Genomic DNA, 26,683 nt, shown 5'->3' on the forward strand with positions numbered 1-26,683 from the left:
CAGTTGGGGCTTATGCGATTTCCGAAGCTTCGAAAAAGAAGGACAGGAAGGACCGCGATCGCCATTATCCGGACCGTGGCCGCCGGTATTATTATGATGATTATTCCCGGCGTCCTGCCTCTCCGGTGTATGAGACAAGGCCCAGTTGGTAATCCTCGGCAATAGCCGGATGGTGAGGCTGTTGCCCGATCCATCCGGCGTGCCTTGCTCAGACACCATCAGGGCGGCATGGAAGCAACAAGAGATAGCGGCAATCAGGCAAAACTATGCGCCGCAAAGGCCTCCGGCTTACGCTGCGTCATTTTTGGAATGACGTCGCGCCCTCAATAGGACGCGATCTCGCTTGTCCCGAAATCCGGTTCGACGCCAAGGATCGGTGCTGCGCGGCTGATGATGTCATGAACCATCGGCGCGGCGGTTTCAGCGGCGAGGTTCAGGTGGTTCACCCCTGTCAGCGGCTGGTCGATGAAGGCCAGGACCACATATTTCGGGTCTGACATGGGAAAGGCGGCCAGAAACGAATTGAAGCTGAGCTTGTGCGAATAGACGCCGTGGATCACCTTGTTTGCGGTGCCCGTCTTTCCGCCGACATGATAGCCGGGGACGTCGGCGGACCGACCGGTGCCCTGCTCGCCATTCAGCTTGAACAGATATCGGATGGTGTCGCTGGTGCTCTTCTTTACGACGATCGTTTCGGTCTTTTCCGCCTCTTCCTGCGTGCGCGGAAGGAAGGTGGGCTCGATCAGCTTGCCGCCGTCAATGAGGGCCGCACCGGCGACGGCAGTCTGCATCGGTGTGGTGGCGACACCGTGGCCGAACGCTATGGTTATGGAGTTGAGCTTCTTCCAAACCTTTGGTTGGCTTGGCGTTTTCACCTCAGGCAGTTCCGTCTGCATCTTCGATAACAGGCCGAAGCGCGTCAGATAGGCCTTCTGGCTGACCATCCCCACCTTGTCCATCATCTTGGCCGTGCCGATGTTGGACGAATAGCGGAAGATTTCCGGGATCGACAGCACACGCCGCGGCACGTCACGGTCGTCATGGATGATGAAGCCGCCATAATGCAACGGTGCGCTGGCGTCGAAAGTGTCCGATAGCTTGACCGTGCCCGTATCGATGGCCAGCGCGATCGAGAAGGTCTTGAACACCGAACCCATCTCGTCGGTGCCGTTCGACATGCGGTTCAGCCAACCCTTGTCGCCGTCCTCCTGTGGATCGTTCGGATCGAAATCGGGGGCCGAGGCCATGGCCAGCACTTCGCCGGTATGGATGTCGAGAATGACGGCGCCGGCCGCCTGGCTTTCGTATCGACCGATCGCATCCGATACCACGTCGTGGACGATGTTCTGAACGCGCAGGTCGACTGAAAGCCGGACCGGCTGCAGCGTATCCTGGCTCGTCAGGCCCGTGGAATCGAGGTCCGACAGGCCCTGCGTGTCGAGATACTTCTCCATTCCGGCCACGCCGTGATTGTCGATATCGACATAGCCAAGGATGTGAGCGGCCGTACGGCCGCCGGGGTAGAAGCGCTTGACCTCCGGCCGGAAGCCGATCGCCGGAATGCCGAGCGCCAGGATTTCGCTCTGCTGCTTCGGCGTCAACTGGCGGCGCAGCCATGCGAAATGCGAGCGGTGGTCGGCAAGCTTCTTGTAAAGGGATTTGCGGTCTATATCGGGAAAGACCTGGGCTATCTTTTCCACCGCCTCGTCCGCATCGACCACGCGATTGGGTTCGGCGAACATCGAGACGGTGCGGATGTCGGTCGCAAGCAATTCGCCGTTTCGGTCGACGATATCGGGGCGGGCGGCGGTTACATGTTCGGGCGGAATCGAGGAGGTCTCGTCCCTTGGTTCCATCCCGAAAAAGGTGAGCCTTGCAAAGACCACGATATAGACCATGACCAGCACGCCGCCGAGCATCACAATGCGCGCCTTTGCAAGCTTGCTGTGACCTGCAGCATTCACGGGAGGGCGCCGTTGCGAGCCTGGGCCGAAGGTAAGCCTGACCAGGCGACCGCTATTTACGCTTAAAGCGTGGATGATCGACATTACCGACTTCATTCGCGAAAAGGGAAAAGCGGGGGCGCCTTTCGAACACGAATTTATAGGGTCAAGATGGTTAACAAGAGACTAATCCCAGGCCTTTCCATTCCCCTCGCTTGCGTGAGAAGGCCTGCCGTTTCGACCCAAAGCATTTGACGGGATGGAAAGTCGAGGCACTGGCTTTTGTCATTCAATCGCATTACATATGCGTGGTGGCACAGGAAATTTTCGCATGGCTTCAAAAGCGCTTGTCCAGACGCGGATCGATGCTGACGTCAAAGAGCGGGCGACCGCTGTTCTCGAGAGCATGGGCCTTACGGTCTCCGATGCGGTTCGCATTCTCTTGACGCGGACCGCGAACGAGGGTGCTCTGCCGTTGGAAATGGTCAGCAACGACGAGACCTATGATGCCTGGTTCAGGACCAAGGTCCTTCAGGCGCTTGCGGATACTCGGCCTGACGTCGAGGATGATGCCGCTGAAGCACGCTTTCGCGAACGTCGGGCAGCTTCCATGCGAAAGCCTGACGGACAATGAGGCTTGTCTGGGCGCAATATGCCCTTGACGACCGCGAACAGATATTCAGCTACATCGAGGCGGAAAACCCAAGGGCCGTGCCGTCCATATCGATGTGGCGATTGAAAGTGCAGCCAGACGATTGATTGAATTTCCCGAAAGCGGCCGCATGGTGCGTGTCGCTGGAACGCGGGAGCTCGTTGTCCCGCGAACCTCTTATATCGCGGCATATGTTATCTTGCCTGATCGCATCAGGATCCTGCGTATTCTGCATGGAGCGCAGGTTTGGCCTGATGAGATCACTGGCGACAAAGAGAAGTAAGAAGCCCACTGGTGGCTTCCTTCGAGATGGGTGAAGAGCGCCGCGTTCGCTCAGGCCGGCAAGCTGACCCCGGAAATATCGGCGCATATCGACAAAAGCCGGTTCTGCAGGGCCGGATCGGATGCCTGCGGGTTCGCCGGCATGCGTTTCAGGTGGTAGAAATACTGCCCAGTCACATCGGCGTCTGGCTTGTCTCCTGCCGCAAGCCATGCCTGCGTGCGATGGGCCTGATCCATATCGTCTGGTGCCGCCGAACCGCCCATCTTTGTCGGCACCCAACCGGGCTCCAGTGCATTCGCATAGACATCCGGCCATAAACGGGCCATCGCGAAGGCGACGATAGTGTCGTGGAGCTTGCTTTCCGCATAGGCTGAGGAACCGTTCCAGCGGCGCGTCTTCCAGAGAATGTCATCCAGATTGGCATCGGCATGGTGATGCATGCCGGAGCTCAGATAGACGAGACGCTTCGGCCGTTCGATCAGCGCCGTGAGGATATAGGCCGACAATGTATTGATCGCGAAGACATGCGGAAGACCGTCGGCAGTCAGGCGATGGGCCTCCCTGTAGCCAACCGCGGCATTGTGAATGACCGCGTCGAACCGGCCGAGCGCGTTGACGTCGGCGGCGACATTCTTGGCGCCGGCGATGGTTTCAAGGTCGCCGATGACGACGGCCTCCGCTGTGGGCAGTGCTCGCCTGGTCTCTTCGGCACGGGCGGCGTTGCGGGCATGCAGAACGACCTGATGGCCCTGTTCCGCGAGAAGTTCGCCTGCCATCAGGCCGAGGCCTGTGGACGATCCGGAAATGAAGATACGTGACATGGGAATGCTCCGTTGTTCAGTAGTGCCGGCGACCGGGATGCCGCCGGTTGGAAAGTGAAGGGTCAGACCTTGGCGCCGCGGCGGCCGAGCACGAGCAAGGCGCCAAGGATGGCCGCCGCTGCACCGAGGATATAGACCGCAGCATAGCCGAACTGGCCGGCGATGACGCCAGCCAAAGGGCCGGCAACACCGTAAGCGATGTCGAGAAAGGCAACGAAGGCACCCATGGCGCTGCCGCGATTGGCGGGCAATACGCGCTTCAGGGCTTCGACGCCGAGTGCCGGAAAGACCAGCGCGCAGCCAAGGCCCGTGACGAGCGCGCCGGCAAGCGCGACCATCTCGATCGGTGCCGCCCACAGCAGAGCCTGCCCAATAGCCTCGATCGCCAGCGACCAGAAGGCAACTCGGTAGCCGCCGATCCTGTCCGGCAGGTGACCGAATACCGCGCGCATGAAGATGAAGCCTGTGCCAAAGGCGGTCATGACGAGGCCGGCATGCGCCCAGCCTCGCTCCGCGAAATACAGTGACGCGAACGCCGTAAGGCCCGACAGGCCGACGCCCGACAACATCAGGCCGAGGCCTTCTTTCCAGATCTGCCCGATGACGCGGTAGAAGGGCAGACGTGTTCCTGTTGGCGTCGTGTAGGACGAGGCACCCAAGGCGATGGCGGCTGCGATGATCGGTGCGACAATGCAGGCAACCATGGAAACCTCAAGACCATAGGTCTGATAGAGGGCCATGCCGATCGGTGCGCCAATGGCAAGGGCGGCGAACATGGCGATCCCTGTCCAGGACATCGACATGCCGGCGCGTTGCGGCCCGACCGAGGCGATCGACCAGGAGACACAGCCGGTGACGAACTGGCTCTCGCCGAAACCTGCAACCAGCCGGCCGAGAATAATGGTTGCGAGGCTCAATTGCGGGCTCAGGGCGGCATGGCCGCGATGAGATAGAGCAAGCCGCCGAAGGCGCAGGTGAACGCACCCTGCAGCGCCGCGCGCCTGCCGCCATGGCTGTCGGTCAACCGGCCCGAATAACCACGGGTCAGCACGGTTGCCAGGAACTGGATGCCAATGGCAATGCCGACGACCAGGTTGCCGAAGCGAAGCTTGTCATGGACGAACAGCGGAATGACGGGCAGCGGCAGGCCGACGGCCAGATAGCCGCAAAACAGCGCGGCGATGATGCCCGGCGCGGGACGGGAGAGATGGATGGGCGCGCTGTCTGTCGGATTCGCACCGTCGAGGACCGGTGGTGACATGACGGTCTCCTTTCATGCCTGGATGAATTTTGGGTGGTGGCGTGCCGACGATGGGCGGTACGCCTGGCCCGTTTAGGCCGCGACGGAGTCAGCGAAGAGCTCCGGCCGATAACCGCTGGCCCGGAGCAGATGATCGCGCGATGCGCCAATCTCGGTGGTCAGCTTGTCGAGATCGACATCAAGGAGCTTGCCTCCACGCTTGCGCAACTGGCCGGCGACCATGACGGTATCGACGTCCGAGCGTTCAACAGCCTGAACGATAGTGCCGATGGCGTTGTTGACCGGGAAGACGGCCACACCGTCGGTGCGGACCATGATGATGTCGGCTTGCTTGCCGGCGGCAAGCGTGCCGATCGAACCTTCAAGTCCGGCGGCGCGGGCGCCGTGGATAGTTGCGGCCTTCAGGACCGCCTCGACAGTAATCGGCGCCGGCGCATCCGTTTCGCCGCGGAAACGGCGATAGCGCATGGCCGAACGCTGTTGGCCGAATAGGGCATGCATTTCCCCGAACATGTCGCTGCCGAATGCGGTATCGAGATCGATGCCGATCGCAGGCGTGAGACCGTGATCGATCGCCTGCTGATAGGCGAAGCTTTCGTCATCGAACCCGAAGAGCGCGTCAGAGCGTGGATTTATGGTGACGTTGACGCCGGCCTCGGCGAACAGCCTCCAGGTTTCCTGCGGGATGCGCGTGCAGTGGTTGAAGATGTTGTGCGGACCGAGCACGCCTTTCTCGGCAAATTCCGGACCGAGCTTTGCGAGATCGCCGATGAATTCCGTGAGGATGCGCATGTCCAGGCTGCGGGCGACCTTCCACCAGTCGAGATTGAGCTGGCCGAAGAGCCCGACCTTTACCAGTCCGTCATCATGGTTCCAGTTCGATGCAAGGCGTTCCAGATCATCAGGCAGGTGGGCGGAAGAGGCCTTCTTGTCCATGGCCGGACCGACCATGTGTAGCGCCCGGATGCCGGCGCCGTCCAATGCATCCAACGCTGCGTCCGTGTGTTCCGGGCTGCGGGAGCTGTGGCAGGCATCGATGATCGTGGTGATGCCGGCATCAAGCGAGGCTACTGCCGTCAGTCGGGTGCTCAGATACATATCCAGAGGTCGATAGTGGCTGCCCAATGTTTCGGCGACAACGCCGATATAGGCGAAGAGGTCGTCGACATCGGGCATCAGTCGCCGCATGACGCCAAGCCATGCGTGGTGATGGGCGTCCACCAGGCCGGGCATGACAATGGTGCCGCGGGCATCGATGATTTCGGCACCATCCGCCTTGATGTCGGCGCCGATCGCGGCAATGCGATCGCCCTCTACCAGGATGTCGCCCACAGGCAGGTTTTCGGTCTTGGCGTCCATCGTGAGGATGGTGCCGCCCTTGAAAAGCGTGCGTCTTGCATTTTGCGTGGTCATGGTCCCATGCCCTTTCGTCTATGGTCGGGAAAGGCTCGGTGGCCTCGGGTGGGACTATCGCTCCGGAACACTCTTGAATTAAGTGCGATTATGTCAGATGCTTCCTGACTATAAATCAGGAAACTTCGATGCCATTCGATGGGAGAATTTTGTCGGGCGTGAGCGTGTTGGCCGCCGTGATCGAAGGCGGCAGCTTCGTCAAGGCCGCAGGCCTTATCGGCATTACCGACTCCGGCGTGAGCCGCGCGATCGGAAGGCTGGAAGCGCGACTTGGCATCCGGCTTCTGGACCGGACCACCCGCTCTGTCATGCTGACGGACGAGGGGCGCCGCTTCTACGAGGAGGTAAAACCGCATCTCGACGCGATCGAGAATGCTGCGGCTGTCGCCTCAGGCGCCTCGTCCGCGGTGCGCGGCAGGCTGAGGGTGGATATCGACCCTTTCTTCCTGCCGCTGGTGCTGGCCGGCAAGCTTGGCAGCTTCTGCGATCGCTACCCGGACCTCACTGTCGAATTCGTGTCGCGGGAACATGTCGCCGATCTGGTTTCCGAGGGGATCGACCTTGCCGTCCGGTTCGGCCAGCCGCGCCATTCGAGCCTCGTCTCCCGCAAGCTGATCGAGGCGCCGATCCTGACCGTAGCAGCGCCGGCCTATCTGGCGCGCCATGGAAGGCCGGGGCATCCCTCCGAACTCAGCGCGCATCGTTGCCTGCAATTTCTCGATCCGCATAGCGGCCAACCGTTCGAATGGGAGTTTGTCGGCGTGCATGAGACGCTATTGGTCGCCACCTCCGGCCCGCTGACTTTCACCGACCCGAAGACAATGCTGGAGGAATGTGTCGCCGGCACCGGCATTGGGCAGATCATCGGCTGGGGTGTTCGCCATCTGCTTGATAGCGGCGAATTGATCGATCTGTTTCCGGACTGGCATGGGGAACGCTTCCCTCTCTATGCTTACCATCCGTCACGCAAGCATCCGCCTGCCAAGGTTCAGGCCTTTCTGGATTTCTGCGTCTCGGTCATCCAGCGGCTCTAGCCTGTCCCCGCAAAGATCATTCCCTCTCAGCTTTGATCCATGCTCGGTTCCCAGCCGCGGGTCATGCCTCTGCTCATGCATGCGGAGGCAAGCGAAAGCTGGTAGCGAAGATGCTGAATGCGCTCCACAAGGTCGCCGATCGCAGCGCGCGCGTCTCCATCATGGGCAGCCAGGATCGCCTCGATCGGATCGAACTCCACGTCTTCAACGGCTTGAGCAGTTTCGGCACTCATAGGACGCACATCTCCATTCCGCCGACCGATGGCGGTACTCATCGTCAAGCTGTCGGTCGATCTCAGGCGGCGTTCAGATCGGCGATTTCGCCGTGCTTCGCCAGCAGGCGAGGGGCCGTCATGTCGCCGGTCTCGTCATCCACCATGACCGCATAGGCGGCCACGCCGATAAAGCGTTCCGACATGGCCGAAGCAATCTTCTCGGCGCTCACGGCATTGGATGCCTGCCGCATTTCGCCGGGAACGAGATTTCCGCGGTTTTTCTTGTAGGGCAGGATGATGAATTTTTCGGCGGTTGCCATGGCATTTTCCCTGATTTGTTCCTATTATGTTCTTGATCGGGGAGAAGTCAAGCTGAAGTTCTGGCGCGGCTTACGCTCTTATGCCCGATCCCGGTTTGACGCAGTACTTCGTCAGACTTCCATGATCTCTTCGAAGGATTCGGGAAAAGTCTCGCGCGCCACTTTCTCGTTGATGACGAGCATTGCCTCATAAGAGGTCGGGTCGAAATCCTTGTCTGCCGCCATGACCTCGCGTCCAAAGAACAGGTTCAGGCGAGCGGCATCCAGATTGCCGCGCGCAAAGGGCTCGGCGCCGAAATAGTGCCAGAGTGCGTGCAGAAATGCCGCATCGATCCGATGTTCCAGCGATCCCTGTCGCGCGCGGCGCGGCAGGCTCTTGATCGGCGTCACGCCCTTGTGGTTCGCGCGGCGAATGGTGAATTGGACGCCTGTCCCCGGCATGCCTGACGGGAAACCGCGATATTTGATCATGTCGGAAATCTTGGCCATCGCTCTTGTTCCTCCCTCGCTATGGGATCGCGCCGGTGTTTCTTTCGATGCCAAGGCAAGACAATGGAGGCAATCATGCGGCCTCCATCCGTCGTCGTTCCATCGGCCCCTCAACCTCAAGGATTTTGCGAGCGAGCCTGAAACACCGTTGCCGGCATCGTCGATTTAAAACCCGACATAGGCCATATCGACTCCACCGTGCAAGAGCGTGGCGGCCGGATACATCCGTATTGGTCCAGATGCGCCACCCAGCGCGACTATCCTGCTTCACGCCAGACAAAGCTGCGGGCCGGAACGGCCGATCCGGCCGCCGCGATTGTGCTCGCTCGGAAGCGGCTATTTTCCGTCAGTGCTTCCCAGTCGTTGTGCGGCGGTCTTCGGTCCTGTTGTCTGCAGATCCGCTTCATCAGCGAGAATGGCGGCTGCCTCGTTCAGGAGGACGTCCTTTGCACTCTTGCGGGCTTTTTCAATGGCAATATCGGCGCTCAGGCTACGTTCGTTGGCCTGCAGGCCGTCGTCTTCAGTGGTGTCAACGCCATCGTTTATCTGCTCGCGCGACTTCAGCCGTTTTGCCTGAGCGGCCATTTCATTGCGACGCTCGGTTTCATTAAGGGAGATCACCCCTTTTTCGCGCTGGGCCTTCAGTTCAGCAACATCCTGCACGAAGCGCTGAAAATCCGGGTCACTTTGCACGCGGGCATCGTGGCGGCTCTGCAACTGCGGCAGCACTGCCTTTATATCGCCGTCAGGCACATAGTTTGCCGGTTTGACCTGAGTCCACGGCAACGCATTATCGTAGCTCGATTCGCCAAAGGTCTTGGGGTCCGAAAGCGCCGGGAAGCTGATATCAGGCGTCACGCCGCGCAGTTGTGTCGTTCCGCCATTGACGCGGAAGAACTGGGCAACGGTCAATTTCAGCTCGCCGAATTTCGGCTTGGCGTTATGAGCCACCTGGTCGAGATTGACCACGGTCTGCACGGTGCCCTTGCCGAAACTGGGCTCTCCGACAATCACGCCGCGGCCATAGTCCTGTATCGCTGCGGCAAAAATCTCGGAAGCCGAGGCCGAGCCGCGATTGATCAACACGCCCATCGGGCCGGTCCAGGCCGGCGCGGCGAGATCGTCGCTCTCGACATCGACCTTGCCGCTCGCATCGCGTTGCTGGACGATCGGGCCCTTGCCGACGAAGAGGCCCGTCAGATCGATGGCTTCGGAAAGCGAGCCGCCGCCATTGTTTCGCAAGTCGACCAGAACGCTGTCGACATTGTCCTGCTTGAGCTCCGTCAGAAGCTTGGCGACATCGCGGCTTGCGCTTCTATAGTCCTTGTCGCCTTTTCGGCGCGCTTCGAAGTCTTCATAAAACGCCGGCAGGGTAATCACCCCGACTTTGCGTGTGGTGTCGCCATCCTTTACCGACAGGATGGTCTTCTGGGCAGCCTGCTTTTCAAGGCTGATCTTGTCGCGCACCAGGCTGATGATGCGGTGCTTGGCGTCCGGCCCGGCATCCGCCGGCAAGATGTCGAGACGCACGACAGAATCTTTTGCGCCGCGTATCATCTGCACGATTTCATCGAGGCGCGTTCCCACGACTTCCTTGATGGGGCCGGTCTCACCCTGACCAACACCGGTGATGCGATCACCGACAGCAAGCTTGCCGGACAATTGCGCCGGGCCGCCTGACACGAGCTCGCGGATGGTCGTGTAGTCGTCCCGCTCCTGCAATACCGCGCCGATGCCGACCAGCGACAACTTCATGGAGATGTCGAATTCAGCCGAGGCGGTCGCGCCGAAATAGTCGGTGTGCGGGTCGACCGACGTCGTGTAGGCGTCCATGAATGACTGGAACACATCGTCGCTCTTGTACTTGTAGGCGCGCTCGAGGGAATTCTGGTAGCGCTTGTCGAGCGTATCGCGAATGGCGTCGTCGGCCTTGCCAGCCAGTTTCAGGCGCAGCCAGTCGCTCTTGACGCGTTTGCGCCAGAGATCATTGCTCTCCGCCTCGGATTGCGGCCAGGGCTGCTTGTCGCGCTGCAGGGAATAATCTTCCTTCACGCTGAAATCGAAGCCCTTTTTGAGCAGGCTGCGGGCGTAGGTCATACGGTCGACGACGCGCTGCTCATACAGGTTGAAGATGGAAAACGGGATCTGCAGGTCTTCCTGGTTGATCGCGTCGTCAATCTTGGTGCTGACAGTCATGAACTTGTCGATATCGGCCTGCACGAAGAGGACGCGATCCGGATCCAGAGACTTGATAAACCGGTTCATGACCCTGACCGACAGGGCATCATCAAGTGGCACCGGCCTATAGTGGAAACGCGTGAGAAATTGTGCACTCAGATGGGCGGCTTGCCCCTGCTGTGGCAGCGGCGTCAAAACGGGCGGTGAACCGGCTTCCAGGGCATATGCCGACGGAGCAATTGCCAGAAACGCAAAGAGGAAACCATGTTGTATACGCATTGAGCTTTGATCCGATTCTCAACATTGAGCTTTTTATGTCTGATGTTGGTGGAACAATTATGGTTTTTTGGCAACCGGAAGGACGCATTTCGTCCGTAAAGTTTTCCGGAGCGGCAGATCGGAAGGCTTCTGCGCAGGCGATTGATCAGCCTTAGGCAGAGTGAAGCCGTCCCTGTTCATCAGCGGTCCGGTAAACATGATGCCCTCCCCGACGGTTCAAATCGGGGAGGGCATGCGGTTGTTGAGAAAAGCCGAGAAGCTCGACTATTTCTTCGCGTCGGCCCAGCTCTTGACCAGCTCATCGTAGTTGATGGTTACGGGCTTTTCCTTCTCGGTCGCGATCTTCAGCTGCGGAGCGAGATGGCCGTTCTTGACGGCATCGGCGTTCCAGTAGGCGAGATCATGCTCTTCGGCGAGCTTCGGACCGATGTCACCCTGAACGCCGGCGCGTTCCAGGCGCTGCATGACCTTTTCCTGGTCAGCGCAAAGCGCATCCATGGCGCCTTGGGCAGTCTTGGCACCCGATGCGGCATCGCCGATCGCCTGCCACCAGAGCTGTGCCAGCTTCGGATAGTCCGGAACGTTGGTGCCGGTCGGCGACCATTGCACGCGAGCCGGCGAGCGGTAGAACTCGATCAGACCGCCAAGTTCCGGCGCACGCTTGGTGAAGCTCTTGTCGCGGATGGTGGATTCGCGGATGAAGGTGAGGCCGACATGGCTCTTCTTCACGTCCACCGTCTTCGAGGTCACGAACTGCGCGTAGAGCCATGCGGCCTTGGCGCGGTCGACCGGCGTCGATTTCATCAGCGTCCAGGACCCGACGTCCTGATAACCGAGCTTCATGCCTTCCTTCCAGTAGACACCGTGCGGCGAGGGTGCCATGCGCCATTTCGGCTTGCCGTCGGCATTCATGACCGGCAGGCCGGGCTTGACCATGTCGGCGGTGAAGGCCGTGTACCAGAAGATCTGCTGGGCGACATTGCCCTGTGCCGGAACCGGACCGGATTCAGAGAAGGTCATGCCCTGGGCTTCCGGCGGTGCATAGGCCTTCAACCAGTCGAGATACTTCTGGATGGAATAGACGGCAGCCGGGCCGTTGGTATCGCCGCCGCGGGCAACGCAGGAGCCGACCGGACGGGAGTTGGCATCGACCTTGATGCCCCATTCGTCGACCGGGAGGCCGTTCGGCAGGCCCTTGTCGCCATTGCCGGCCATGGAGAGCCAGGCATCGGTAAAGCGCCAGCCGAGCGACGGGTCCTTCTTGCCATAATCCATATGGCCGTAGACCTTCTTGCCGTTGACGTCGCGGCCGGTGAAGAATTCGGCGATATCCTCATAGGCCGACCAGTTGACCGGCACGCCGAGCTCATAGCCGTACTTGGCCTTGAAATCGGCCTTGTTCTTCTCGTCGTTGAACCAGTCGTAGCGGAACCAGTAGAGGTTGGCGAACTGCTGGTCGGGAAGCTGGTAGAGCTTCTTGTCAGGCGCGGTCGTAAAGCTGGTGCCGATGTAGTCGGCGATGTCGAGGCCCGGATTGGTAACATCCTTGCCTTCACCCGCCATCCAGTCGGTCAGGTTGCGCACCTGCTTGTAGCGCCAATGGGTGCCGATAAGGTCGGAATCGTTGACCCAGCCGTCATAGAGGTTCTGGCCGGTCTGCATCTGGGTCTGGATCTTTTCGACAACGTCGCCTTCCTGGATGACGTCGTGGGTGACCTTGATGCCGGTGATGGCGGTGAAGGCCGGTGCCAGAACCTGAGATTCATACTGGTGGGTCGTCAGGGTCTCCGAAACGACCTTGATTTCCATGCCCTGGAAAGGCTTGGCCGCGTCGACGAACCACTGCATTTCCTTTTCCTGGTCGGCGCGCGAGAGCGTCGAGAGATCGCCGATCTCCTTGTCCAGGAATGTCTTGGCCTCGTTCATGCCGGCATGAGCCGTGCCGGCCAAGGCCAGCAGAGCGACAGCCGTCGTCGTTAAGAGATGTCTTCGCATAAATTCCTCCCTACAGGTTGCGAATATCATTCAGGCGGCCAGACCCCCGGCCTCCGTACCAGTTTGCTTCAGACCAGACGGAAGACGCCGACGGCGTAGACCACGGAAAGAGCAAGAGCCCACCACAGGCTGGGGCCTCCCAGGCCCAGCCAGGCGATGTGGATGAAAGCGGCACCAAGCAGTGAAATGAACAGCCGGTCGCCGCGTGTGGTTTCGAAATGCAGGATGCCGACGCGCGGATTGCCGCCGGGCGAAACATATTCCCAGACCGCCATGCCGATCAAAAGCACCAGGATCGTTGCGAAAAAGAGAGCCGTCGGCAGCGTCCAGGCCATCCAAGAGAAATCGGTGTTCATGGCGGTCTCCCTTCAGACGCGGCCGAGCGCGAAGCCCTTGGCGATGTAGTTGCGGACGAAATAGATGACGAGCGCGCCGGGAACCAAGGTCAACACGCCGGCGGCGGCAAGCAGGCCCCAGTCCATGCCCGAGGCCGAGACAGTTCGCGTCATGATGGCGGCGATCGGCTTGGCGTCCGTCACCGTCAGCGTGCGGGCGATCAGCAGCTCGACCCAGGAGAACATGAAGCAGAAGAAGGCGGCGACGCCGATGCCGCTGGCGATCAGCGGAATGAAGATCTTGATGAAGAAGCGCGGGAACGAATAGCCGTCGATATAGGCCGTCTCGTCGATCTCCTTCGGCACGCCGGACATAAAGCCTTCGAGGATCCAGACCGCCAGCGGCACGTTGAACAGGCAATGCGCCAGCGCCACGGCGATATGGGTGTCGATCAGGCCGAAGGCGGAATAGAGCTGGAAGAAAGGGAGCGCGAAGACTGCCGGCGGCGCCATGCGGTTCGTCAATAGCCAGAAGAACACATGCTTGTCGCCGAGGAAGCGGTAGCGCGAGAAGGCGTAGGCCGCGGGAAGGGCGCAGGCAACCGAGATCACCATGTTCATGACGACATAGGTGATCGAGTTGATATAGCCCTTGTACCAGGACGGATCGGTGAAGATGATCGCGTAATTGCGCAGCGTCGGCGCATGCGGATAAAGCGTCAGCCCGTTGACGATCTCTTCGTTCGTCTTGAAGCTCATGTTGATGAGCCAGTAGATCGGCAGCAACAGGAAGATGATGTAGATCGCCGGCACCAGCCAGGACCAGCGCCCCTTTTCGCTTTGCCTGCGGGCAACCTGGGTACCGGCTGTATTCGCGGCTGAGGTGCCGGGCGCCGTCATTGTCTGCATCGCGGCATCTCCGGCCGTGGTGGACATCGATTTGCCGCTCATCGGCTCGCCCCCGCATCGTAATTGGTCATGACGGTATAGAAGACCCAGGACAGAAGCAGCACGATCAGGAAGTAGACGAGCGACATGGCTGCCGCCGGGCCAAGGTCGAACTGGCCGAGCGCCATCTTCACAAGGTCGATCGACAGGAAGGTCGTCGAGTTGCCGGGGCCGCCGCCGGTGACGACGAAGGGTTCGGTATAGATCATGAAACTATCCATGAAGCGCAGCAGCACGGCGATCAAAAGCACCCGGTTCATCTTCGGCAGCTGGATGTAGCGGAAGACCGACCAGCGGGAGGCGCCGTCGATCTTGGCGGCCTGGTAGAAGGCGTCGGGGATGGAGGCAAGGCCGGCATAGCAGAGCAGCACGACGAGACTGGTCCAATGCCAGACGTCCATGATGATGATCGTCGCCCATGCGTCGGCCGGATCGGACACGTAGTTATAGTCGATGCCGATATTGACGAGGACGTAGCCCATCAATCCGATATCGCTGCGGCCGAAGACCTGCCAGATCGTGCCGACGACGTTCCACGGGATCAGCAAGGGGAGTGCCATCAGCACCAGGCATATCGGTACGCCGACGCCCTTCTTCGGCATGTTGAGCGCGATGAAGATGCCGAGCGGCACTTCGATCGCCAGGATGACGAAGGAGAAGATCAGGTTGCGGAACATCGCATCCCAGAAGCGTCCGGACTGCAGGATCTGCTCGAACCACTGCGTCCCCGCCCAGAAGAAGACGTTGTTGCCGAAAGTATCCTGCACGGAATAGTTCACCACCGTCATCAGCGGGATAACGGCGGAAAAGCCGACAAGCAGCAGCACGGGGATGAGCATGAACCAGGCTTTGTTGTTCCAGGTCTTGTCCATGCTCAGGCTCCCATCTCGATGCGCCAGGAGTCGGCATAGATATTGATGCCAGCCGGATCGAAGGCGATATGCGGCTCGGCCGGTACGATCTGGTCCTCGCCGATGACGGCGACGATATCCTGACCATCGATCTTGGCGCGCACCACCTTGCGGCGGCCGAGGTCTTCGACCTTGGTGACGGTGGCGGGAATGCCCTCGCGGCCGATGCGGACAAATTCGGGACGGATGCCGAGTTCGGAGCGGCCGGTGCGCTTTTCCAATGGTGTGCCGGGCAGCGCGATCGCGCGGTTGCCGATATGCGCATTGCGGCCTTCGATTTCCACCGGCATGACGTTCATGCCGGGCGAGCCGATAAAATAGCCGACGAAAGTGTGGCGCGGGCGTTCGAACAGATCGTTCGGCGTGCCGATCTGCACCACCTCGCCATTGTACATGACAACCACCTTATCGGCGAAGGTCAGCGCCTCCGTTTGGTCATGGGTGACGTAGACCATGGTGAAGCCGAAGCGGCGATGGAGCTGTTTCAGCTGCGAGCGCAGCACCCATTTCATATGCGGGTCGATGACCGTCAGCGGCTCGTCGAACAGGATGGCGTTGACGTCGGAGCGCACGAGGCCCCGGCCGAGCGAGATCTTCTGCTTGGCATCGGCCGTCAGGCCACGCGCCTTGCGGTGGGCGCTATCGGAAAGGCCGATCATTTCGATGATCTCATCGACCTTGCGCTTCACGTCTGCTTCCGGAACATGCCGGTTGCGCAGCGGGAAGGCGAGGTTGTCGTAGACGGTCATCGTGTCGTAGACGACCGGAAACTGGAAGACCTGGGCGATATTGCGCTCCTGGGTCGACAGCCGGGTGACGTCCTTGCCATCGAACAGGATCCGCCCCTCGGAGGCCTGCACCAGCCCAGAGACGATGTTGAGCAGCGTGGTCTTGCCGCAGCCGGAAGGGCCAAGCAGCGCATAGGCGCTGCCATCTTCCCAGCTATGGTTGACTTCCTTCAGCGCGTAATCCGCATCCGATCTGGGATGGTCGTTATAGGCGTGCCTGATGTGGTCGAGGTCGATGCGTGCCATTGGCGATGTCTCTCCTCAGGCGGCGTGTTGCAGGTCCGGCACGACGGCGGCGCCATCGGTGTCGAAGACCATGATATGGCGGGGGTCGATATAGACATTGATCGCATCATCGACATCGAGGTGCTGGACGCCCTGGGTCAGCATCACCCAGCGGCGGCCGGAAAAATCGAGATGGATGAAGCTTTCCGAGCCGGTGATCTCGGTGACGGTGACTTTCGCCGGTGCAGCGACGGCTTCCGGGGTTTGCGGCGCAAGTGCCAGATGATGCGGCTGGAAGGCGATGGTGTAGCGGCCATCCGGCCGATCTTCGAAGCCTTGCGGCACGGGCAGGCGGATATTGCCGTCGAGCACGAATTCTTTACCGCGCTTGTCTGGCATGATGGTGTTCAGCGGTGGATCGGCGAAGGTTGTCGCGGTGATCAGGTCCTTCGGATTGCGGAAGACCTCGATCGTCGATCCGAATTGCGTGATGCGGCCCTTCGAGAGCGTTGCGGTATTGCCACCCAGAAGCAGCGCCTCGGATGGCTCGGTGGTGGCATAAACGAAGATCGCGCCGGATTCGGCGAAGATCTTCGGCAGTTCGGCGCGCAGCTCCTCGCGCAGCTTATAGTCGAGATTGGCGAGCGGCTCATCGAGCAGCACAAGACCCGCCTTTTTGACGATGGCGCGGGCAAGGGCGGTGCGCTGCTGCTGGCCGCCGGAAAGGCTGAGCGGCAGGCGATCGAGGAAGGGGCCGAGCCGCAGGATGTCGGCGGCCTTCTTCACTTCCCGGTCAATGGTTTCAGCATTTGCGCCGCTCAGGCGCATCGGCGAGGCGATGTTGTCGTAGACGGTCATGGCGGGATAGTTGATGAACTGCTGGTAGACCATGGCGACATTGCGCCGCTGTACCGGGACGCCCGTGACATCCGTGCCATCGACATGGATCGTGCCCGTGGTCGGCTTATCGAGGCCAGCCATCAGCCGCATCAGCGACGTCTTTCCCGAAAGCGTCGGCCCAAGCAGCACATTCAAAGTGCCGCGCTGCAACGTCAGGTTCGTTTCCGCAATATGCGTCTCGCCGCTAACCGACTTTGACACGCTTCTCAGTTCAAGCACGATTTGCTCCCCTCTGTGCACCGCACAATAGCGATGCTGCGACGGATTTTTGGCCGTAAGGGCCGTTTGCTGCCTATTGAATAGTGTCCGGAAGAGTATCTCCCGGTGGGATCGCTTCTGAATTCATCTGGCAATTTCAATTGACGAGGCCGCCGCGGTCATCGGTGCCCAATGCTGCTTCTTTCCCACAGGCTCGGGCCTGCGGAACCCTTGCGAGGAGGGGGATTGCGTCAAATTGGATGTAAAGCAAACGCGTGGAAATGCTCCATCGCGGAAACGGTTCGGTCCGCACGAGACCGATGCCTGCTTCTCTTTTGAATGGATACGATAAGAGCGGCTGGCGGAGCTGTGCCTCACACCGCAATCAAGGACGTCTATGCTGTCGAAATGACCTTTGGACAATGATTTCTCCCCCGTTTCGATTTCTACCCCTCACGCGAAAACCGAAACTGGAAGGACGATAAATGAAGCAAAAGGAATGTCAAACGAAAACTTAATGCGTTTCAGTTTCGCTTCATAATTCCGATTCCAGACTTGTTTTGAGACGGGATAGCGAAGGCGGGGACTGCCGCAGGCGGCCACGTTCTCCGCCGTCTGGCTGACGGCGAAGATGGCTGCAACGGCTGCCGTTAGATGGAAGTGTCGGCCTTGAGGCCGGCATAGCGCAGGGCGATAAATGCCATCAGGCTTGCGACCGCAAAGGCGTTGATGCTCAACAATGTTGCGAGCTGATCGCTGTTCCAGGGAAAAACGGGATCCCTGATCGCCCACCACGACGTGGCAAAACAGATGAAGATGAAACAGGCAAGCCCACGCTGCCACCACTTCTCAGCTGCGTGAAAAGATACCATCACCAACGCCATGCAGGGAGCGAGAAACAGCAGCGTCGCCGACGCTTTTCCGAAAATGGCCGTTTCGAAGACGGTATCGAGCGTACCGATGAGTGGTAGGGCCAGCCGAGCGAAAAACGGGGATCGTCCGGCTGCCAACGGGATCGCAAGAAAGAAGGGAATGGAGACAAGCGTTAGCGCGGATATTCCGACGCCCTGGCCGACCAGCCACCACACATAAAGCGGGTAGAAGGGCTTGTTGGCGATGATGACCCAGGCGATCGTCACAGTGGCCCGGGTCAGCGGATCGAGCGTTTGCCGGCTCATCCCGCAGGCTTCAGAAGATAATGGCCGACGCCCCAGACATCGCCACTATCATGGCCGAACAGACCGGCGGTCGCCAGGAAGAAGAGCCGCCAGCGTCTTTGCCAGAGTGCACTATCCTTGCCGTAGACCTCAGCGAAGATCGGCTGGATACGGCCGATTTCGCGATCGAAATTGGCAAGCCAGTCGAGCGCCGTGCGGCGGTAATGCATGCCGGACCATCGCCATTTGCGTTCGAGCGTGAAGAGGTCGCCGAACCGGCATGGCAGGTCGTGGGCCGGCATGATGCCGCCGGTGAAGAAATGATGAGCGATCCAGTCGGCGGGATCATCATGATCGAAGCGATAGGAGCGGTATCTATGGGTGAAGATGTGCAGGAAAAGTCTGCCCTCGGGTTTCATCCAGCCGCGAACCCGTTCCAGCAGCGTGCGCCAGTTCGACATGTGCTCGAACATCTCAACCGAGATCACACGATCATGGCGTTCGTCAGTGGCGAAATCATTCATGTCGGCGGTCACGACCGTGAGATTGGTCAGGCCACGCTTACCGGCAATATTGACGATATATTCGCGTTGCGAAGCCGAGTTCGATACGGAGGTGATGCGAGAATGCGGAAATTGCTGCGCCAGGTAAAGCGACAGGGAGCCCCAGCCGCAGCCGAGTTCGAGAATGCTCATGCCATCCCTGATATCCGCGTGCCTGACCGTCTCGGCAAGAGCCAGGGTTTCCGCTTCCGCCAGCGTCGTATCGGCGCTCGGATAGAGGCAGGACGAATATTTACGCTGCGGCCCGAGGACCAATGCGAAGAATTCGGCGGGCACCTCATAATGTTGGCGATTTGCCTCCTCCGTATGAATCGCTACCGGAAAATTGCCCATCGTTTCGACGAAGGCCCGTTCTGCATCGTCCGGTATTGCCGCCAATCGCCGTTTCGTGCGTCCGCAGAGGAAATCGATGCCGGCAAGCGTTATGCCATCGGTGAGCGGCGCGCGCTCGGCAGCGTTGATAGCAAAGGCCAGCATATTCATGTTCGATCTCCGTGATTGCGGGATTCTTGTTTGCGAGGTCCGGGAAAGAAGGCATTGACGCGCCGTTGCAGCGCACGGAATTGATCGCCGCGCGAGCGCAGCATGTGTTCTTCCAGCGGCGGGATTCCGGAGACGTGCACCAGCAGCCAGTACATCAGCGCGGGTGCGAGCAGCGACATGAAACTCATGAATGAGTTTGAAACCGCGAACAGCGGCCAGGAGCACCAGAACAGCCATTCGAAGAAATAGTTGGGGTGGCGGGAATATCGCCACAGGCCTGTCTCGCAGATCTCGCTCTTTGCCTGCGGTGACTTACGGAACCGCGAGAGCTGTGCGTCCGAAATGCTTTCCCCGGCAAGCGCGACCACCGCGACGAGGACGGCAAGAAAATCCAGCACGCGAGGATAGCCGGCGCCATTTGCCGCCGCGAGATAGACGGCAAGGACGAGAATGAAAGCCGCCAGTGCCTGAACCTGCAGGAAGATGAACAGTCGCCACGCGGCGCTATCGCCCCAGCCCTCGATGATTTTCGCGTAGCGAGGATCTTCTCCGCTGCCCATGGTGCGCGCTCCGATATGGCTGCCAAGGCGTAGCGCCCAGGCCGCAATGATGATCAGGACGGTCATGCGGCGTTCGAAAACGCCGTGGGCGAAAAGGGCTGCAACAATGCCGCCGAGGCCGACGGACAGGGACCATATGGTATCGATCCAGCCGCTAAGTCCGGTTATGCGCTGCACGAACCAGGACCCGGCCATGGCTAGCGACAGGCCTATCGCTATAGCAACGAGAAGAAACCAATCCATTCATTCACTCGCATTCATGCGCATCATCGCGCTGCTATTGGATTTACGGTGATCGCACCGAACCGGTTTCGCGCCCGCGCAAAAAAATCTCGCGATGCGCGAAACCAGACTGCTTTCCCCTGCGTATCTATCTTGTGAACCAGGAAACGGTCATTGGGAGAGCAGGGTTTTGACGGGTGATTACGATCGAAACGGAGGCGGACGGCGCCTGAAGATTGCTGTTATCGGCAGCGGCATTTCTGGGCTCTCGGCCGCCTGGCTCTTGTCGCAGCGGCACGACGTGACTGTCTTCGAGGCGGGTAATCGCGTTGGCGGCCACAGCAACACTGTAGAATTCGAAGGTGCCACCGGTCCGGTCGCCGTCGATACCGGCTTCATCGTCTATAACGAAGTCACCTATCCCAATCTGACGGCTCTTTTCCGCATGCTCGATGTGCCCACGACGGCTTCCGACATGTCTTTTGCCGTCTCGCTCGACAATGGCGGCTATGAATATTCCGGCGGCACAGGCTTCGGTCTCCTGGCGCAAAAGTCCAATCTCGTCAGTGCGCGCTTCTGGTCGATGATGCGCGATCTCGTGCGGTTTTATCGCAACGCGCCTCGCGACCTCGCGGTGATGGGCGGTATTTCGCTCGATGATTACCTTTCCCGCAATGGCTATGGGCGTCCGTTTCGTGACGATCATCTCTATCCCATGGCAGCGGCCATCTGGTCGACGCCCGCCATGCAGGTCGGTGCCTATCCGGCAGCAAGCTTTGTGCGGTTCTGCCGCAATCACGGGCTGCTGGAATTGTGGAACCGGCCGGTCTGGCGCACGGTCAAGGGCGGCAGCCGCGAATATGTGGCGCGCATGACCCGCCATTTCGCTGATCGCATCCTGTTATCGACGCCGGTGTCGGCCGTGCGCCGCAACTCGCATGGCGTCGAACTCGCCGATGCCCATGGTGGCCGGCATGTGTTCGATGACGTCGTCATCGCCACGCATGCCGATCAGGCTCTTCGCATGCTCGTCGATGCGAGCGCCGAGGAGAAGCGTATTCTCGGCGCGTTCCGCTATTCCCGCAACGAAGCCGTGCTGCACGGCGACACCAGCCTGATGCCGAAACGGCGGGCTGCCTGGTCGAGCTGGAACTATGTCGCCGATACGAACGGCGAACCGAGCCAGCCTGCAATCACCTACTGGATGAACAGGCTGCAGCCGCTCGGAGCCGCAGCACCGACCTTCGTGACGCTCAATCCCCGCCGTGCTCCACGGGAAGAAACCGTGATCAGCCGCGAGGTCTATGAACACCCGGTCTTCGATCTCGGCACGGATCGCGCGCAGAAAGAAATCTGGTCGCTCCAGGGTGTGCGAAACACCTGGTTCTGCGGCGCTCATTTCGGGTCCGGCTTCCACGAGGACGGCATTCAGGCCGGGCTTGCGGTTGCGGAAGATCTCGGCGGTCTGCGTCGGCCGTGGCAGGTCGCGCAGGAAAGTGCCCGCATCGTCCGCAAGCCGATCATGAAGCCGATCGAGCTGCCAGTCGAAGTGGAGGTGACCGCATGAGCGTGGATCTTCGCTCGGCATTGTTTCCCGGCCATGTCACACATGCGAGGCTGAAGCCGAAACAGCATAGGCTTTCCTATCGCATCTATTCCCTGTTGATCGATCTGGACGAGCTCGATGGAATCGATCGGCGGCTGCGCCTGCTGTCGATCGACCGCTTCAATCTTTTCTCCTTCTATCGCAAGGATCGTGGTGATCGCTCCGGCTCCGATCTCAAGACGCAGGTGGAGCAACGCATGCTTGAAGCCGGCATCGAACCGGATGGCGGGGCGATCCGGCTGCTTACCATGCCGCGGCTGCTCGGCTGGGCCTTCAATCCGCTCAGCGTCTTCTTCTGCCATGCGCGGGATGAATCGCTGAAAGCTATCCTCTGGGAAGTCGACAACACATTCGGCGAACGCCATGGCTACATGATCCCCGTCGAAGCAGGCGCCGGGCCCGAAATTGTCCAGCATTGCGACAAGGCCTTCTATGTCTCGCCCTTCATGGACATGGATCTGCGCTACAAATTCCGCGTGTCGCCACCGGACGAGCTGCTTTCGATCCGGATCGAGACGTTCGATCGCGACGGGATTGTGATGACCGCCCGGCATTTGGCACGCCGCACCGCGCTCACGGACGCAGCCCTTCTCAAGGCATTCTTCGCGATCCCCTTCCTGACGCTCCGGGTCGTTGGCGGCATCCATTGGGAAGCGCTGAAGATCTGGCTGAAGGGCATCCGCCTGCGCGTGCATCCAACTCCACCACAAGAGCCTGTTTCATTCGTCCGCCCATCATACGCAGACGGCAAGGCATCCCATCGAAAGGTCGATGTTCATGAGCCCGTTTGACGATTTTTCCCGCATGTCGCTCGATGCCTCCAAGGATACCGATGGGCTTGGCTTTGCTGGCCGTTTGCTGCTGCGGCTGTTGCGGAACGTTCGCCATGGGCGCCTCAGGATAGAGCTGCCGTCCGGCGCCCTGATCGAGAAAATTGGCAGTGAGTCAGGGCCGGAGGCAATGATCGTCATCCGCCGATGGCGCATGCTGCGTCGCGTTCTCGTCGCGGGGGATATCGGTTTCGCTGAAGCCTATCTCGACGAGGATTGGACGACGCCGGATCTGACTGCCGTCATCCGGTTTGCTGCCAGAAACACCGAGGCGCTCGCGCCGACGGTTACCGGCAGCCCCCTCATGCGGTTCATCAATCGCGCGAAACATTTGCTGAATGCGAATACCAAGCATGGCAGCCGACGCAATATCGAGGCGCATTACGATCTCGGCAATGATTTCTACAAGGAATGGCTCGACCCTTCGATGCTCTACTCCTCGGGGATCTTTGACCGATCGGGTCAAACGCTTGAAGCGTCGCAGCAGAAGAAACTTGAGCGTATCCTGGAAACGCTTGATCTCGATGACCGCAAAAACGTGCTGGAGATCGGCTGTGGTTGGGGCGCACTTGCCATATTCCTGGCGGACCGGGCAAAAGCGAGGGTGACGGGTGTCACATTGTCACCCTCGCAGCTCGCCTGGGCGAAGGATGCCGTCGATAAGGCCGGACAATCCCATCAAGTCGATCTGCGCCTGCAGGACTACCGCGACCTTACCGGCCAGTTCGACCGGATCGTCTCGATTGAGATGTTCGAGGCGGTCGGCGAAGCCTATTGGCCGAACTATTTCGCGACGCTGAAACGCTGCCTCAAGCCGGGCGGCCGCGTCGTGCTGCAGATCATCTCGATCGAAGAGAGCCGGTTCGACAGCTATCGCCGCGACACCGATTTCATCCAGAAATACATTTTTCCTGGCGGTTTCCTGCCGTCCGATTCCGCGCTCGAAGCTGCAGTCTCAAAGGCAGGCTTCGTGCTCAGGGACAAGGAACTCTTTGGCAAGTCCTATGCCCGGACACTCGCCGAATGGCGTGCCCGTTTTCATGCCCGCTGGCCGGCGATCGCCGCGCTCGGTTTCGACGAGCGGTTCCGGCGGCTCTGGCACTACTACCTCTGCTACTGCGAGGCCGGATTCGATGAGGGGAGCATAGATGTCGGGCTCTACACGATCGAGCATGCCTGAGGGCTGGAAGCATAAGGAAGCCTGCGCATGAGATCGATAATCGGAGCTTCGGCATTCCTCGTCCTTGCCTGCGCGACAAGCGCGCATGCCGCTGCCATCGATGGGCAATGGGCGCGCGGCGACGGCAACGCCAAGGTCAGGATTGCGCCCTGCGGCAAGAACATCTGCGCCGTAAACACCTGGATAAAACCGGGTACGCCGACGGAGAAGGCCGGCGACAAGCTGGTCATGACGATAAAGCCGGGTGCGGATGGGGTCTACTCCGGCAGTGCTTTCGATCCGCAACGGGATTTGACTTACAGGATCACCGTGACGGTGAACGGCGACCAAATGACGACACGGGGCTGCGTCATCGCGGGCCTGATATGCAAGGGCGTTGACTGGACACGTATCCACTGACTGGCAGCCACCCGCGAAGGAGCATCCGGTGAAAACCCATATCGTCGCTTATCTCTCGACATTGATCGTCTTCGTCGCGATTGATTTTATCTGGTTGAGTAGCATGGCGGACCGGCTCTATCGCCCCTTGCTTGGAGACCTGTTGGCGCCCAGCTTCCAGTTGGCGCCGGCCGTTGCCTTCTATCTGATCTATGCCGCGGCCCTGACCTTCCTGGCGGTACGGCCCGGATTGACATCTGGTTCGCTCGGCACGGCCGTGCTCTATGGGGCGGTTTTCGGCTTTGCCGCCTATGCAACCTATGACCTGACCAACCAGTCGACCCTCAGGAACTGGTCGACGACCCTGACCATCGCCGATCTCCTGTGGGGCACGGTTCTATCAGCCGTTGCTGCAGGGAGCGGCCAATGGCTCACGGAGCACCTAGTCGGGTCTGCAGGCGCATAAAGTGATTTGAAAGACAGGTCTCCTGTACGGGGAGCAAAAACGCCACCCCTTCACACCACCACGATTCCCTTATGCTTGGCCTTGTGTTCGGGCTCCACATGGATCGTGACGATGGCGCCTGAAATTGCTGCACGCAGAGCGTCCTCGATACGATCGCAGATATCGTGGGATTGTCCGACGGTCATTGTCGCCGAGACGACAAGATGAAAGTCGATAAAGGTGGCCTTGCCGGCGTGGCGCGTCCGCAAGGCATGCGCTTCGAGCGCATCATCGGCATTGAGGGAGATGATCTCCCGGATATGCGCCAGCTCTTCGGGCGGAGCTGCCTCGTCGAGCAGGCCGCTTGCGCTTTCCTTCAGGACGCCCCAGCCGCTCCAGAGAACATGGACTGCAACAAGCGCTGCGATGGCCGCGTCGAGTTGGGTGATCCCGGTCCAGACGACAAGAGCGACACCGACGACGACACCGAGGGAGGTAATGACATCGGCCATCAGGTGCTTGCCATCGGCGACGAGGGACGCCGAGCGTTGAATACGCCCCTGTCTCATCAACAGGTTGGCCCATACCACATTTATCATCGTCGCAAATGAGCTGACGGCAAGGCCGGTCCAAGCCGCATCGATCGGCTTGGGAGCAAGAAAGCCGTTATAGGCTTCATGCATGATGGCAACGGCAGCCGCGATGATCAGGGCGCCAACGAGCACGGCGGAAAGATACTCCGCCTTGTGGTGCCCGTAAGGGTGCTCTTCGTCCGGCGGCTGGGATGCGATCTTCACCGAGACGATAACCGCCACTGCGGACACGACATTGATGATGCTTTCCAGCGCATCCGATAAGAGCGCGACACTCCCGGTTACCCAATAGGCTGCATACTTGATTGCCAGGACGACGAGGCTGACGCCGAAACTTCCCAGGGCAATTTTCAGAGATCGTTCCATATCGGTCCCATTATAAGCAAAGGCCGCTGCAAGCCTATCGTCAAAACCACAGTCTGCTATCGCGCGCCGTCAGGCGAGCAGATGTTCGTACAGAATGGAGCTGCCAAGCCCGATCAGCGCCGCGCCTGCGATACCTTCGGCAATCCTGCCGAAACGTTCGCCGATCAGGCGCCCAACGAACATGCCACCCGACGACATCAGGAATGTTGCAGCACCGATGGCCGCGGCGATGACGATGATGTTGACCTGAAGGAATGCCAGCGATACGCCGACGGCCATCGCGTCGAGGCTGGTGCCGATGGCGGTCGCCATCAATACCGCAAAGGACATGGCCGGGCGTGCTTCGCTATCCGCCCTGTTTCGGATCGCTGCGTAGAGCATGTTCGCACCAACGGCAGCAAGCAATCCGAACGCGATCCAGTGATCGACGGCGCTGACATATCTTGCTGCCGCAACGCCGGCTGCCCAGCCGATGACAGGCGTGATCGCCTCCACGGCACCAAAGACGATGCCGGTGCGAATGGTTTCCGAAAAGCGGGGCCGGCTCATTGCTGCACCCCGGCCGATAGAAACGGCAAATGCGTCCATGGACATGCTGAACGCCAGTACGACGATTGCAAAGAATGACATCTCGAAAGCCTCGCGGACATGCAAACCGGGCGTCCTCCGCCTTGTCCGAGCCAGGCGGTCTTCGCCACGGTCTTGCCGAGCCGATCAATCGACTGAACGTGCCACGTGCAATGCGCACGAGTGTGTTGACACGCTCCCGCTGGGTCAGCGGTGGCTACTCCCCGATGGCCGCAGGACCTAGTTCATCGAAGGTTTCCTGTCAACCAAAAGTCGCGCCGACAGCATCGAAATTATCATTATTTTCCAAATATTTGCAGAGTATTTCGCAGTTGCAAATGCATATGCAAATCAGTCGCAAAAACTCCCCCTTCAAATGCTTGAAAAGGTCGCGCTTTGCCTCATGCAATCAGGGCCCGGTGCAATGAACGATCAATGACGGGTTTGCCGTAAGCAGGGCCATATGAAGCCGATCGCCATGCAGATCAGGGTGGATCTGTCTTTGGTCTCGCGGCGCCATCGCTGTGTGGAAGCCTTCCAGACAA

General features: G+C 59.9%; 27 protein-coding genes, 1 pseudogene and 1 riboswitch. Of the genes and pseudogenes, 8 read left to right on the forward strand and 20 right to left on the reverse strand.

Annotated features, from left to right (window positions below; all coding sequences use genetic code 11):
• Positions 1-323 precede the first annotated feature (323 nt).
• A complete protein-coding gene (locus A6U86_RS19745) occupies positions 324-2,048 on the reverse strand; it encodes a penicillin-binding protein 2 (protein WP_068394651.1) in 1,725 nt (574 codons plus the stop codon).
• A 226-nt stretch (positions 2,049-2,274) separates the two neighbouring features.
• On the opposite strand from A6U86_RS19745, the gene A6U86_RS19750 reads away from it, so the two are divergent.
• The gene (locus tag A6U86_RS19750; RefSeq protein WP_068394653.1) at positions 2,275-2,577 is read left to right on the forward strand and encodes a type II toxin-antitoxin system RelB/DinJ family antitoxin; all 303 of its coding nucleotides are present in this window, start codon (positions 2,275-2,277) and stop codon (positions 2,575-2,577) included.
• Positions 2,574-2,878: pseudogene (locus tag A6U86_RS19755) on the forward strand (type II toxin-antitoxin system RelE/ParE family toxin). The gene A6U86_RS19750 and the pseudogene A6U86_RS19755 overlap by 4 nt, the downstream one beginning before the upstream one ends.
• A 50-nt stretch (positions 2,879-2,928) precedes the next feature.
• On the opposite strand, the gene A6U86_RS19760 reads toward A6U86_RS19755, so the two are convergent.
• From A6U86_RS19760 to A6U86_RS19770, 4 genes are all read right to left on the reverse strand, one after another.
• Positions 2,929-3,699 carry an SDR family NAD(P)-dependent oxidoreductase gene (locus A6U86_RS19760; protein ID WP_068394655.1) on the reverse strand — a complete coding sequence of 257 codons (771 nt, stop codon included), beginning with the start codon at positions 3,697-3,699 and terminating at the stop codon, positions 2,929-2,931.
• A 62-nt stretch (positions 3,700-3,761) separates the two neighbouring features.
• Positions 3,762-4,616: an MFS transporter gene (locus A6U86_RS35235; protein WP_198929071.1), complete on the reverse strand. Its 855-nt coding sequence runs from the start codon at positions 4,614-4,616 to the stop codon at positions 3,762-3,764.
• 8 nt (positions 4,617-4,624) lie between these two features.
• Entirely contained in the window at positions 4,625-4,960 is a 336-nt protein-coding gene (locus A6U86_RS35240) for a hypothetical protein (protein ID WP_141683755.1), read from the reverse strand.
• Between the two features lie 72 nt (positions 4,961-5,032).
• Positions 5,033-6,373, reverse strand: coding sequence for an amidohydrolase family protein (locus tag A6U86_RS19770; RefSeq protein ID WP_068394657.1), 1,341 nt, complete (start codon positions 6,371-6,373; stop codon positions 5,033-5,035).
• Between the two features lie 128 nt (positions 6,374-6,501).
• On the opposite strand from A6U86_RS19770, the gene A6U86_RS19775 reads away from it, so the two are divergent.
• Entirely contained in the window at positions 6,502-7,407 is a 906-nt protein-coding gene (locus A6U86_RS19775; RefSeq protein WP_068394659.1) for a LysR family transcriptional regulator, read from the forward strand.
• A gap of 26 nt (positions 7,408-7,433) precedes the next feature.
• On the opposite strand, the gene A6U86_RS19780 is transcribed toward A6U86_RS19775, so the two are convergent.
• The 13 genes from A6U86_RS19780 to A6U86_RS19840 all read right to left on the reverse strand — a co-directional run bounded on the left by A6U86_RS19780 (position 7,434) and on the right by A6U86_RS19840 (position 20,194).
• Positions 7,434-7,640 carry a dehydrogenase gene (locus A6U86_RS19780; RefSeq protein WP_068394660.1) on the reverse strand — a complete coding sequence of 69 codons (207 nt, stop codon included), beginning with the start codon at positions 7,638-7,640 and terminating at the stop codon, positions 7,434-7,436.
• Between the two features lie 62 nt (positions 7,641-7,702).
• Positions 7,703-7,942 carry a hypothetical protein gene (locus A6U86_RS19785; protein ID WP_068394662.1) on the reverse strand — a complete coding sequence of 80 codons (240 nt, stop codon included), beginning with the start codon at positions 7,940-7,942 and terminating at the stop codon, positions 7,703-7,705.
• Between the two features lie 111 nt (positions 7,943-8,053).
• The gene (locus A6U86_RS19790) at positions 8,054-8,431 is read right to left on the reverse strand and encodes a hypothetical protein (RefSeq protein ID WP_068394665.1); all 378 of its coding nucleotides are present in this window, start codon (positions 8,429-8,431) and stop codon (positions 8,054-8,056) included.
• Between the two features lie 336 nt (positions 8,432-8,767).
• On the reverse strand, positions 8,768-10,888 hold the full coding sequence (locus tag A6U86_RS19795) for a carboxy terminal-processing peptidase (RefSeq protein ID WP_068394667.1): 2,121 nt from the start codon (positions 10,886-10,888) through the stop codon (positions 8,768-8,770).
• Positions 10,889-11,152: 264 nt separating this feature from the next.
• Positions 11,153-12,883: an ABC transporter substrate-binding protein gene (locus A6U86_RS19800; RefSeq protein ID WP_068394669.1), complete on the reverse strand. Its 1,731-nt coding sequence runs from the start codon at positions 12,881-12,883 to the stop codon at positions 11,153-11,155.
• Between the two features lie 68 nt (positions 12,884-12,951).
• A complete protein-coding gene (locus tag A6U86_RS19805) occupies positions 12,952-13,239 on the reverse strand; it encodes a DUF2160 domain-containing protein (RefSeq protein ID WP_068394671.1) in 288 nt (95 codons plus the stop codon).
• 12 nt (positions 13,240-13,251) lie between these two features.
• Positions 13,252-14,127: a carbohydrate ABC transporter permease gene (locus A6U86_RS19810; RefSeq protein WP_244510016.1), complete on the reverse strand. Its 876-nt coding sequence runs from the start codon at positions 14,125-14,127 to the stop codon at positions 13,252-13,254.
• A gap of 38 nt (positions 14,128-14,165) precedes the next feature.
• On the reverse strand, positions 14,166-15,038 hold the full coding sequence (locus A6U86_RS19815; protein ID WP_068394675.1) for a carbohydrate ABC transporter permease: 873 nt from the start codon (positions 15,036-15,038) through the stop codon (positions 14,166-14,168).
• 2 nt (positions 15,039-15,040) lie between these two features.
• A complete protein-coding gene (locus tag A6U86_RS19820) occupies positions 15,041-16,111 on the reverse strand; it encodes an ABC transporter ATP-binding protein (protein ID WP_068394677.1) in 1,071 nt (356 codons plus the stop codon).
• Positions 16,112-16,126: 15 nt separating this feature from the next.
• Positions 16,127-17,209: an ABC transporter ATP-binding protein gene (locus A6U86_RS19825; RefSeq protein ID WP_068394680.1), complete on the reverse strand. Its 1,083-nt coding sequence runs from the start codon at positions 17,207-17,209 to the stop codon at positions 16,127-16,129.
• Between the two features lie 629 nt (positions 17,210-17,838).
• Positions 17,839-18,366, reverse strand: a complete 528-nt coding sequence (locus tag A6U86_RS19830; RefSeq protein ID WP_068394681.1) for a hypothetical protein — start codon at positions 18,364-18,366, stop codon at positions 17,839-17,841.
• On the reverse strand, positions 18,363-19,391 hold the full coding sequence (locus A6U86_RS19835) for a cyclopropane-fatty-acyl-phospholipid synthase family protein (RefSeq protein WP_068394682.1): 1,029 nt from the start codon (positions 19,389-19,391) through the stop codon (positions 18,363-18,365). The genes A6U86_RS19830 and A6U86_RS19835 overlap by 4 nt, the downstream gene beginning before the upstream one ends.
• Positions 19,388-20,194: a DUF1295 domain-containing protein gene (locus A6U86_RS19840; protein WP_068394683.1), complete on the reverse strand. Its 807-nt coding sequence runs from the start codon at positions 20,192-20,194 to the stop codon at positions 19,388-19,390. Before A6U86_RS19840 ends, A6U86_RS19835 begins: the two co-directional genes overlap by 4 nt.
• A gap of 169 nt (positions 20,195-20,363) precedes the next feature.
• On the opposite strand from A6U86_RS19840, the gene A6U86_RS19845 reads away from it, so the two are divergent.
• The 5 genes from A6U86_RS19845 to A6U86_RS19865 are packed head-to-tail and all read left to right on the forward strand — an operon-like array spanning position 20,364 to position 24,633.
• On the forward strand, positions 20,364-21,740 hold the full coding sequence (locus A6U86_RS19845) for an NAD(P)/FAD-dependent oxidoreductase (protein WP_068394684.1): 1,377 nt from the start codon (positions 20,364-20,366) through the stop codon (positions 21,738-21,740).
• Entirely contained in the window at positions 21,737-22,570 is an 834-nt protein-coding gene (locus A6U86_RS19850; protein ID WP_068394685.1) for a DUF1365 domain-containing protein, read from the forward strand. The genes A6U86_RS19845 and A6U86_RS19850 overlap by 4 nt, the downstream gene beginning before the upstream one ends.
• On the forward strand, positions 22,557-23,789 hold the full coding sequence (locus A6U86_RS19855) for a cyclopropane-fatty-acyl-phospholipid synthase family protein (RefSeq protein WP_068394686.1): 1,233 nt from the start codon (positions 22,557-22,559) through the stop codon (positions 23,787-23,789). The genes A6U86_RS19850 and A6U86_RS19855 overlap by 14 nt, the downstream gene beginning before the upstream one ends.
• A 27-nt stretch (positions 23,790-23,816) precedes the next feature.
• The gene (locus tag A6U86_RS19860) at positions 23,817-24,188 is read left to right on the forward strand and encodes a DUF2147 domain-containing protein (protein WP_141683756.1); all 372 of its coding nucleotides are present in this window, start codon (positions 23,817-23,819) and stop codon (positions 24,186-24,188) included.
• 28 nt (positions 24,189-24,216) lie between these two features.
• Complete coding sequence (locus tag A6U86_RS19865) at positions 24,217-24,633, forward strand: DUF2177 family protein (protein WP_068394688.1); 417 nt, start codon at positions 24,217-24,219, stop codon at positions 24,631-24,633.
• 50 nt (positions 24,634-24,683) lie between these two features.
• On the opposite strand, the gene A6U86_RS19870 is transcribed toward A6U86_RS19865, so the two are convergent.
• Both A6U86_RS19870 and A6U86_RS19875 read right to left on the reverse strand, forming a co-directional pair.
• Positions 24,684-25,571, reverse strand: coding sequence for a cation diffusion facilitator family transporter (locus tag A6U86_RS19870; protein ID WP_068394689.1), 888 nt, complete (start codon positions 25,569-25,571; stop codon positions 24,684-24,686).
• 69 nt (positions 25,572-25,640) lie between these two features.
• Positions 25,641-26,201, reverse strand: a complete 561-nt coding sequence (locus tag A6U86_RS19875; RefSeq protein ID WP_068394690.1) for a manganese efflux pump — start codon at positions 26,199-26,201, stop codon at positions 25,641-25,643.
• 1 nt (position 26,202) lies between these two features.
• A riboswitch (yybP-ykoY riboswitch) is annotated at positions 26,203-26,376 on the reverse strand.
• Between the last annotated feature and the right edge of the window lie 307 nt (positions 26,377-26,683).

This window comes from Rhizobium sp. AC27/96 (assembly GCF_001692325.1).
Lineage (GTDB): Bacteria > Pseudomonadota > Alphaproteobacteria > Rhizobiales > Rhizobiaceae > Rhizobium.

Coding starts and splice junctions, on each gene's coding strand:
- A6U86_RS19745 (WP_068394651.1), bottom strand. CDS start 2,048: ATGTCGATCATCCACGCTTTAAGCGTAAATAGCGGTCGCCTGGTCAGG.
- A6U86_RS19750 (WP_068394653.1), top strand. CDS start 2,275: ATGGCTTCAAAAGCGCTTGTCCAGACGCGGATCGATGCTGACGTCAAA.
- A6U86_RS19760 (WP_068394655.1), bottom strand. CDS start 3,699: ATGTCACGTATCTTCATTTCCGGATCGTCCACAGGCCTCGGCCTGATG.
- A6U86_RS35240 (WP_141683755.1), bottom strand. CDS start 4,960: ATGTCACCACCGGTCCTCGACGGTGCGAATCCGACAGACAGCGCGCCC.
- A6U86_RS19770 (WP_068394657.1), bottom strand. CDS start 6,373: ATGACCACGCAAAATGCAAGACGCACGCTTTTCAAGGGCGGCACCATC.
- A6U86_RS19775 (WP_068394659.1), top strand. CDS start 6,502: ATGCCATTCGATGGGAGAATTTTGTCGGGCGTGAGCGTGTTGGCCGCC.
- A6U86_RS19780 (WP_068394660.1), bottom strand. CDS start 7,640: ATGAGTGCCGAAACTGCTCAAGCCGTTGAAGACGTGGAGTTCGATCCG.
- A6U86_RS19785 (WP_068394662.1), bottom strand. CDS start 7,942: ATGGCAACCGCCGAAAAATTCATCATCCTGCCCTACAAGAAAAACCGC.
- A6U86_RS19790 (WP_068394665.1), bottom strand. CDS start 8,431: ATGGCCAAGATTTCCGACATGATCAAATATCGCGGTTTCCCGTCAGGC.
- A6U86_RS19795 (WP_068394667.1), bottom strand. CDS start 10,888: ATGCGTATACAACATGGTTTCCTCTTTGCGTTTCTGGCAATTGCTCCG.
- A6U86_RS19800 (WP_068394669.1), bottom strand. CDS start 12,883: ATGCGAAGACATCTCTTAACGACGACGGCTGTCGCTCTGCTGGCCTTG.
- A6U86_RS19805 (WP_068394671.1), bottom strand. CDS start 13,239: ATGAACACCGATTTCTCTTGGATGGCCTGGACGCTGCCGACGGCTCTC.
- A6U86_RS19810 (WP_244510016.1), bottom strand. CDS start 14,127: ATGCAGACAATGACGGCGCCCGGCACCTCAGCCGCGAATACAGCCGGT.
- A6U86_RS19815 (WP_068394675.1), bottom strand. CDS start 15,038: ATGGACAAGACCTGGAACAACAAAGCCTGGTTCATGCTCATCCCCGTG.
- A6U86_RS19820 (WP_068394677.1), bottom strand. CDS start 16,111: ATGGCACGCATCGACCTCGACCACATCAGGCACGCCTATAACGACCAT.
- A6U86_RS19830 (WP_068394681.1), bottom strand. CDS start 18,366: ATGAGCCGGCAAACGCTCGATCCGCTGACCCGGGCCACTGTGACGATC.
- A6U86_RS19835 (WP_068394682.1), bottom strand. CDS start 19,391: ATGAATATGCTGGCCTTTGCTATCAACGCTGCCGAGCGCGCGCCGCTC.
- A6U86_RS19840 (WP_068394683.1), bottom strand. CDS start 20,194: ATGGATTGGTTTCTTCTCGTTGCTATAGCGATAGGCCTGTCGCTAGCC.
- A6U86_RS19850 (WP_068394685.1), top strand. CDS start 21,737: ATGAGCGTGGATCTTCGCTCGGCATTGTTTCCCGGCCATGTCACACAT.
- A6U86_RS19855 (WP_068394686.1), top strand. CDS start 22,557: ATGAGCCCGTTTGACGATTTTTCCCGCATGTCGCTCGATGCCTCCAAG.
- A6U86_RS19860 (WP_141683756.1), top strand. CDS start 23,817: ATGAGATCGATAATCGGAGCTTCGGCATTCCTCGTCCTTGCCTGCGCG.
- A6U86_RS19870 (WP_068394689.1), bottom strand. CDS start 25,571: ATGGAACGATCTCTGAAAATTGCCCTGGGAAGTTTCGGCGTCAGCCTC.
- A6U86_RS19875 (WP_068394690.1), bottom strand. CDS start 26,201: ATGTCATTCTTTGCAATCGTCGTACTGGCGTTCAGCATGTCCATGGAC.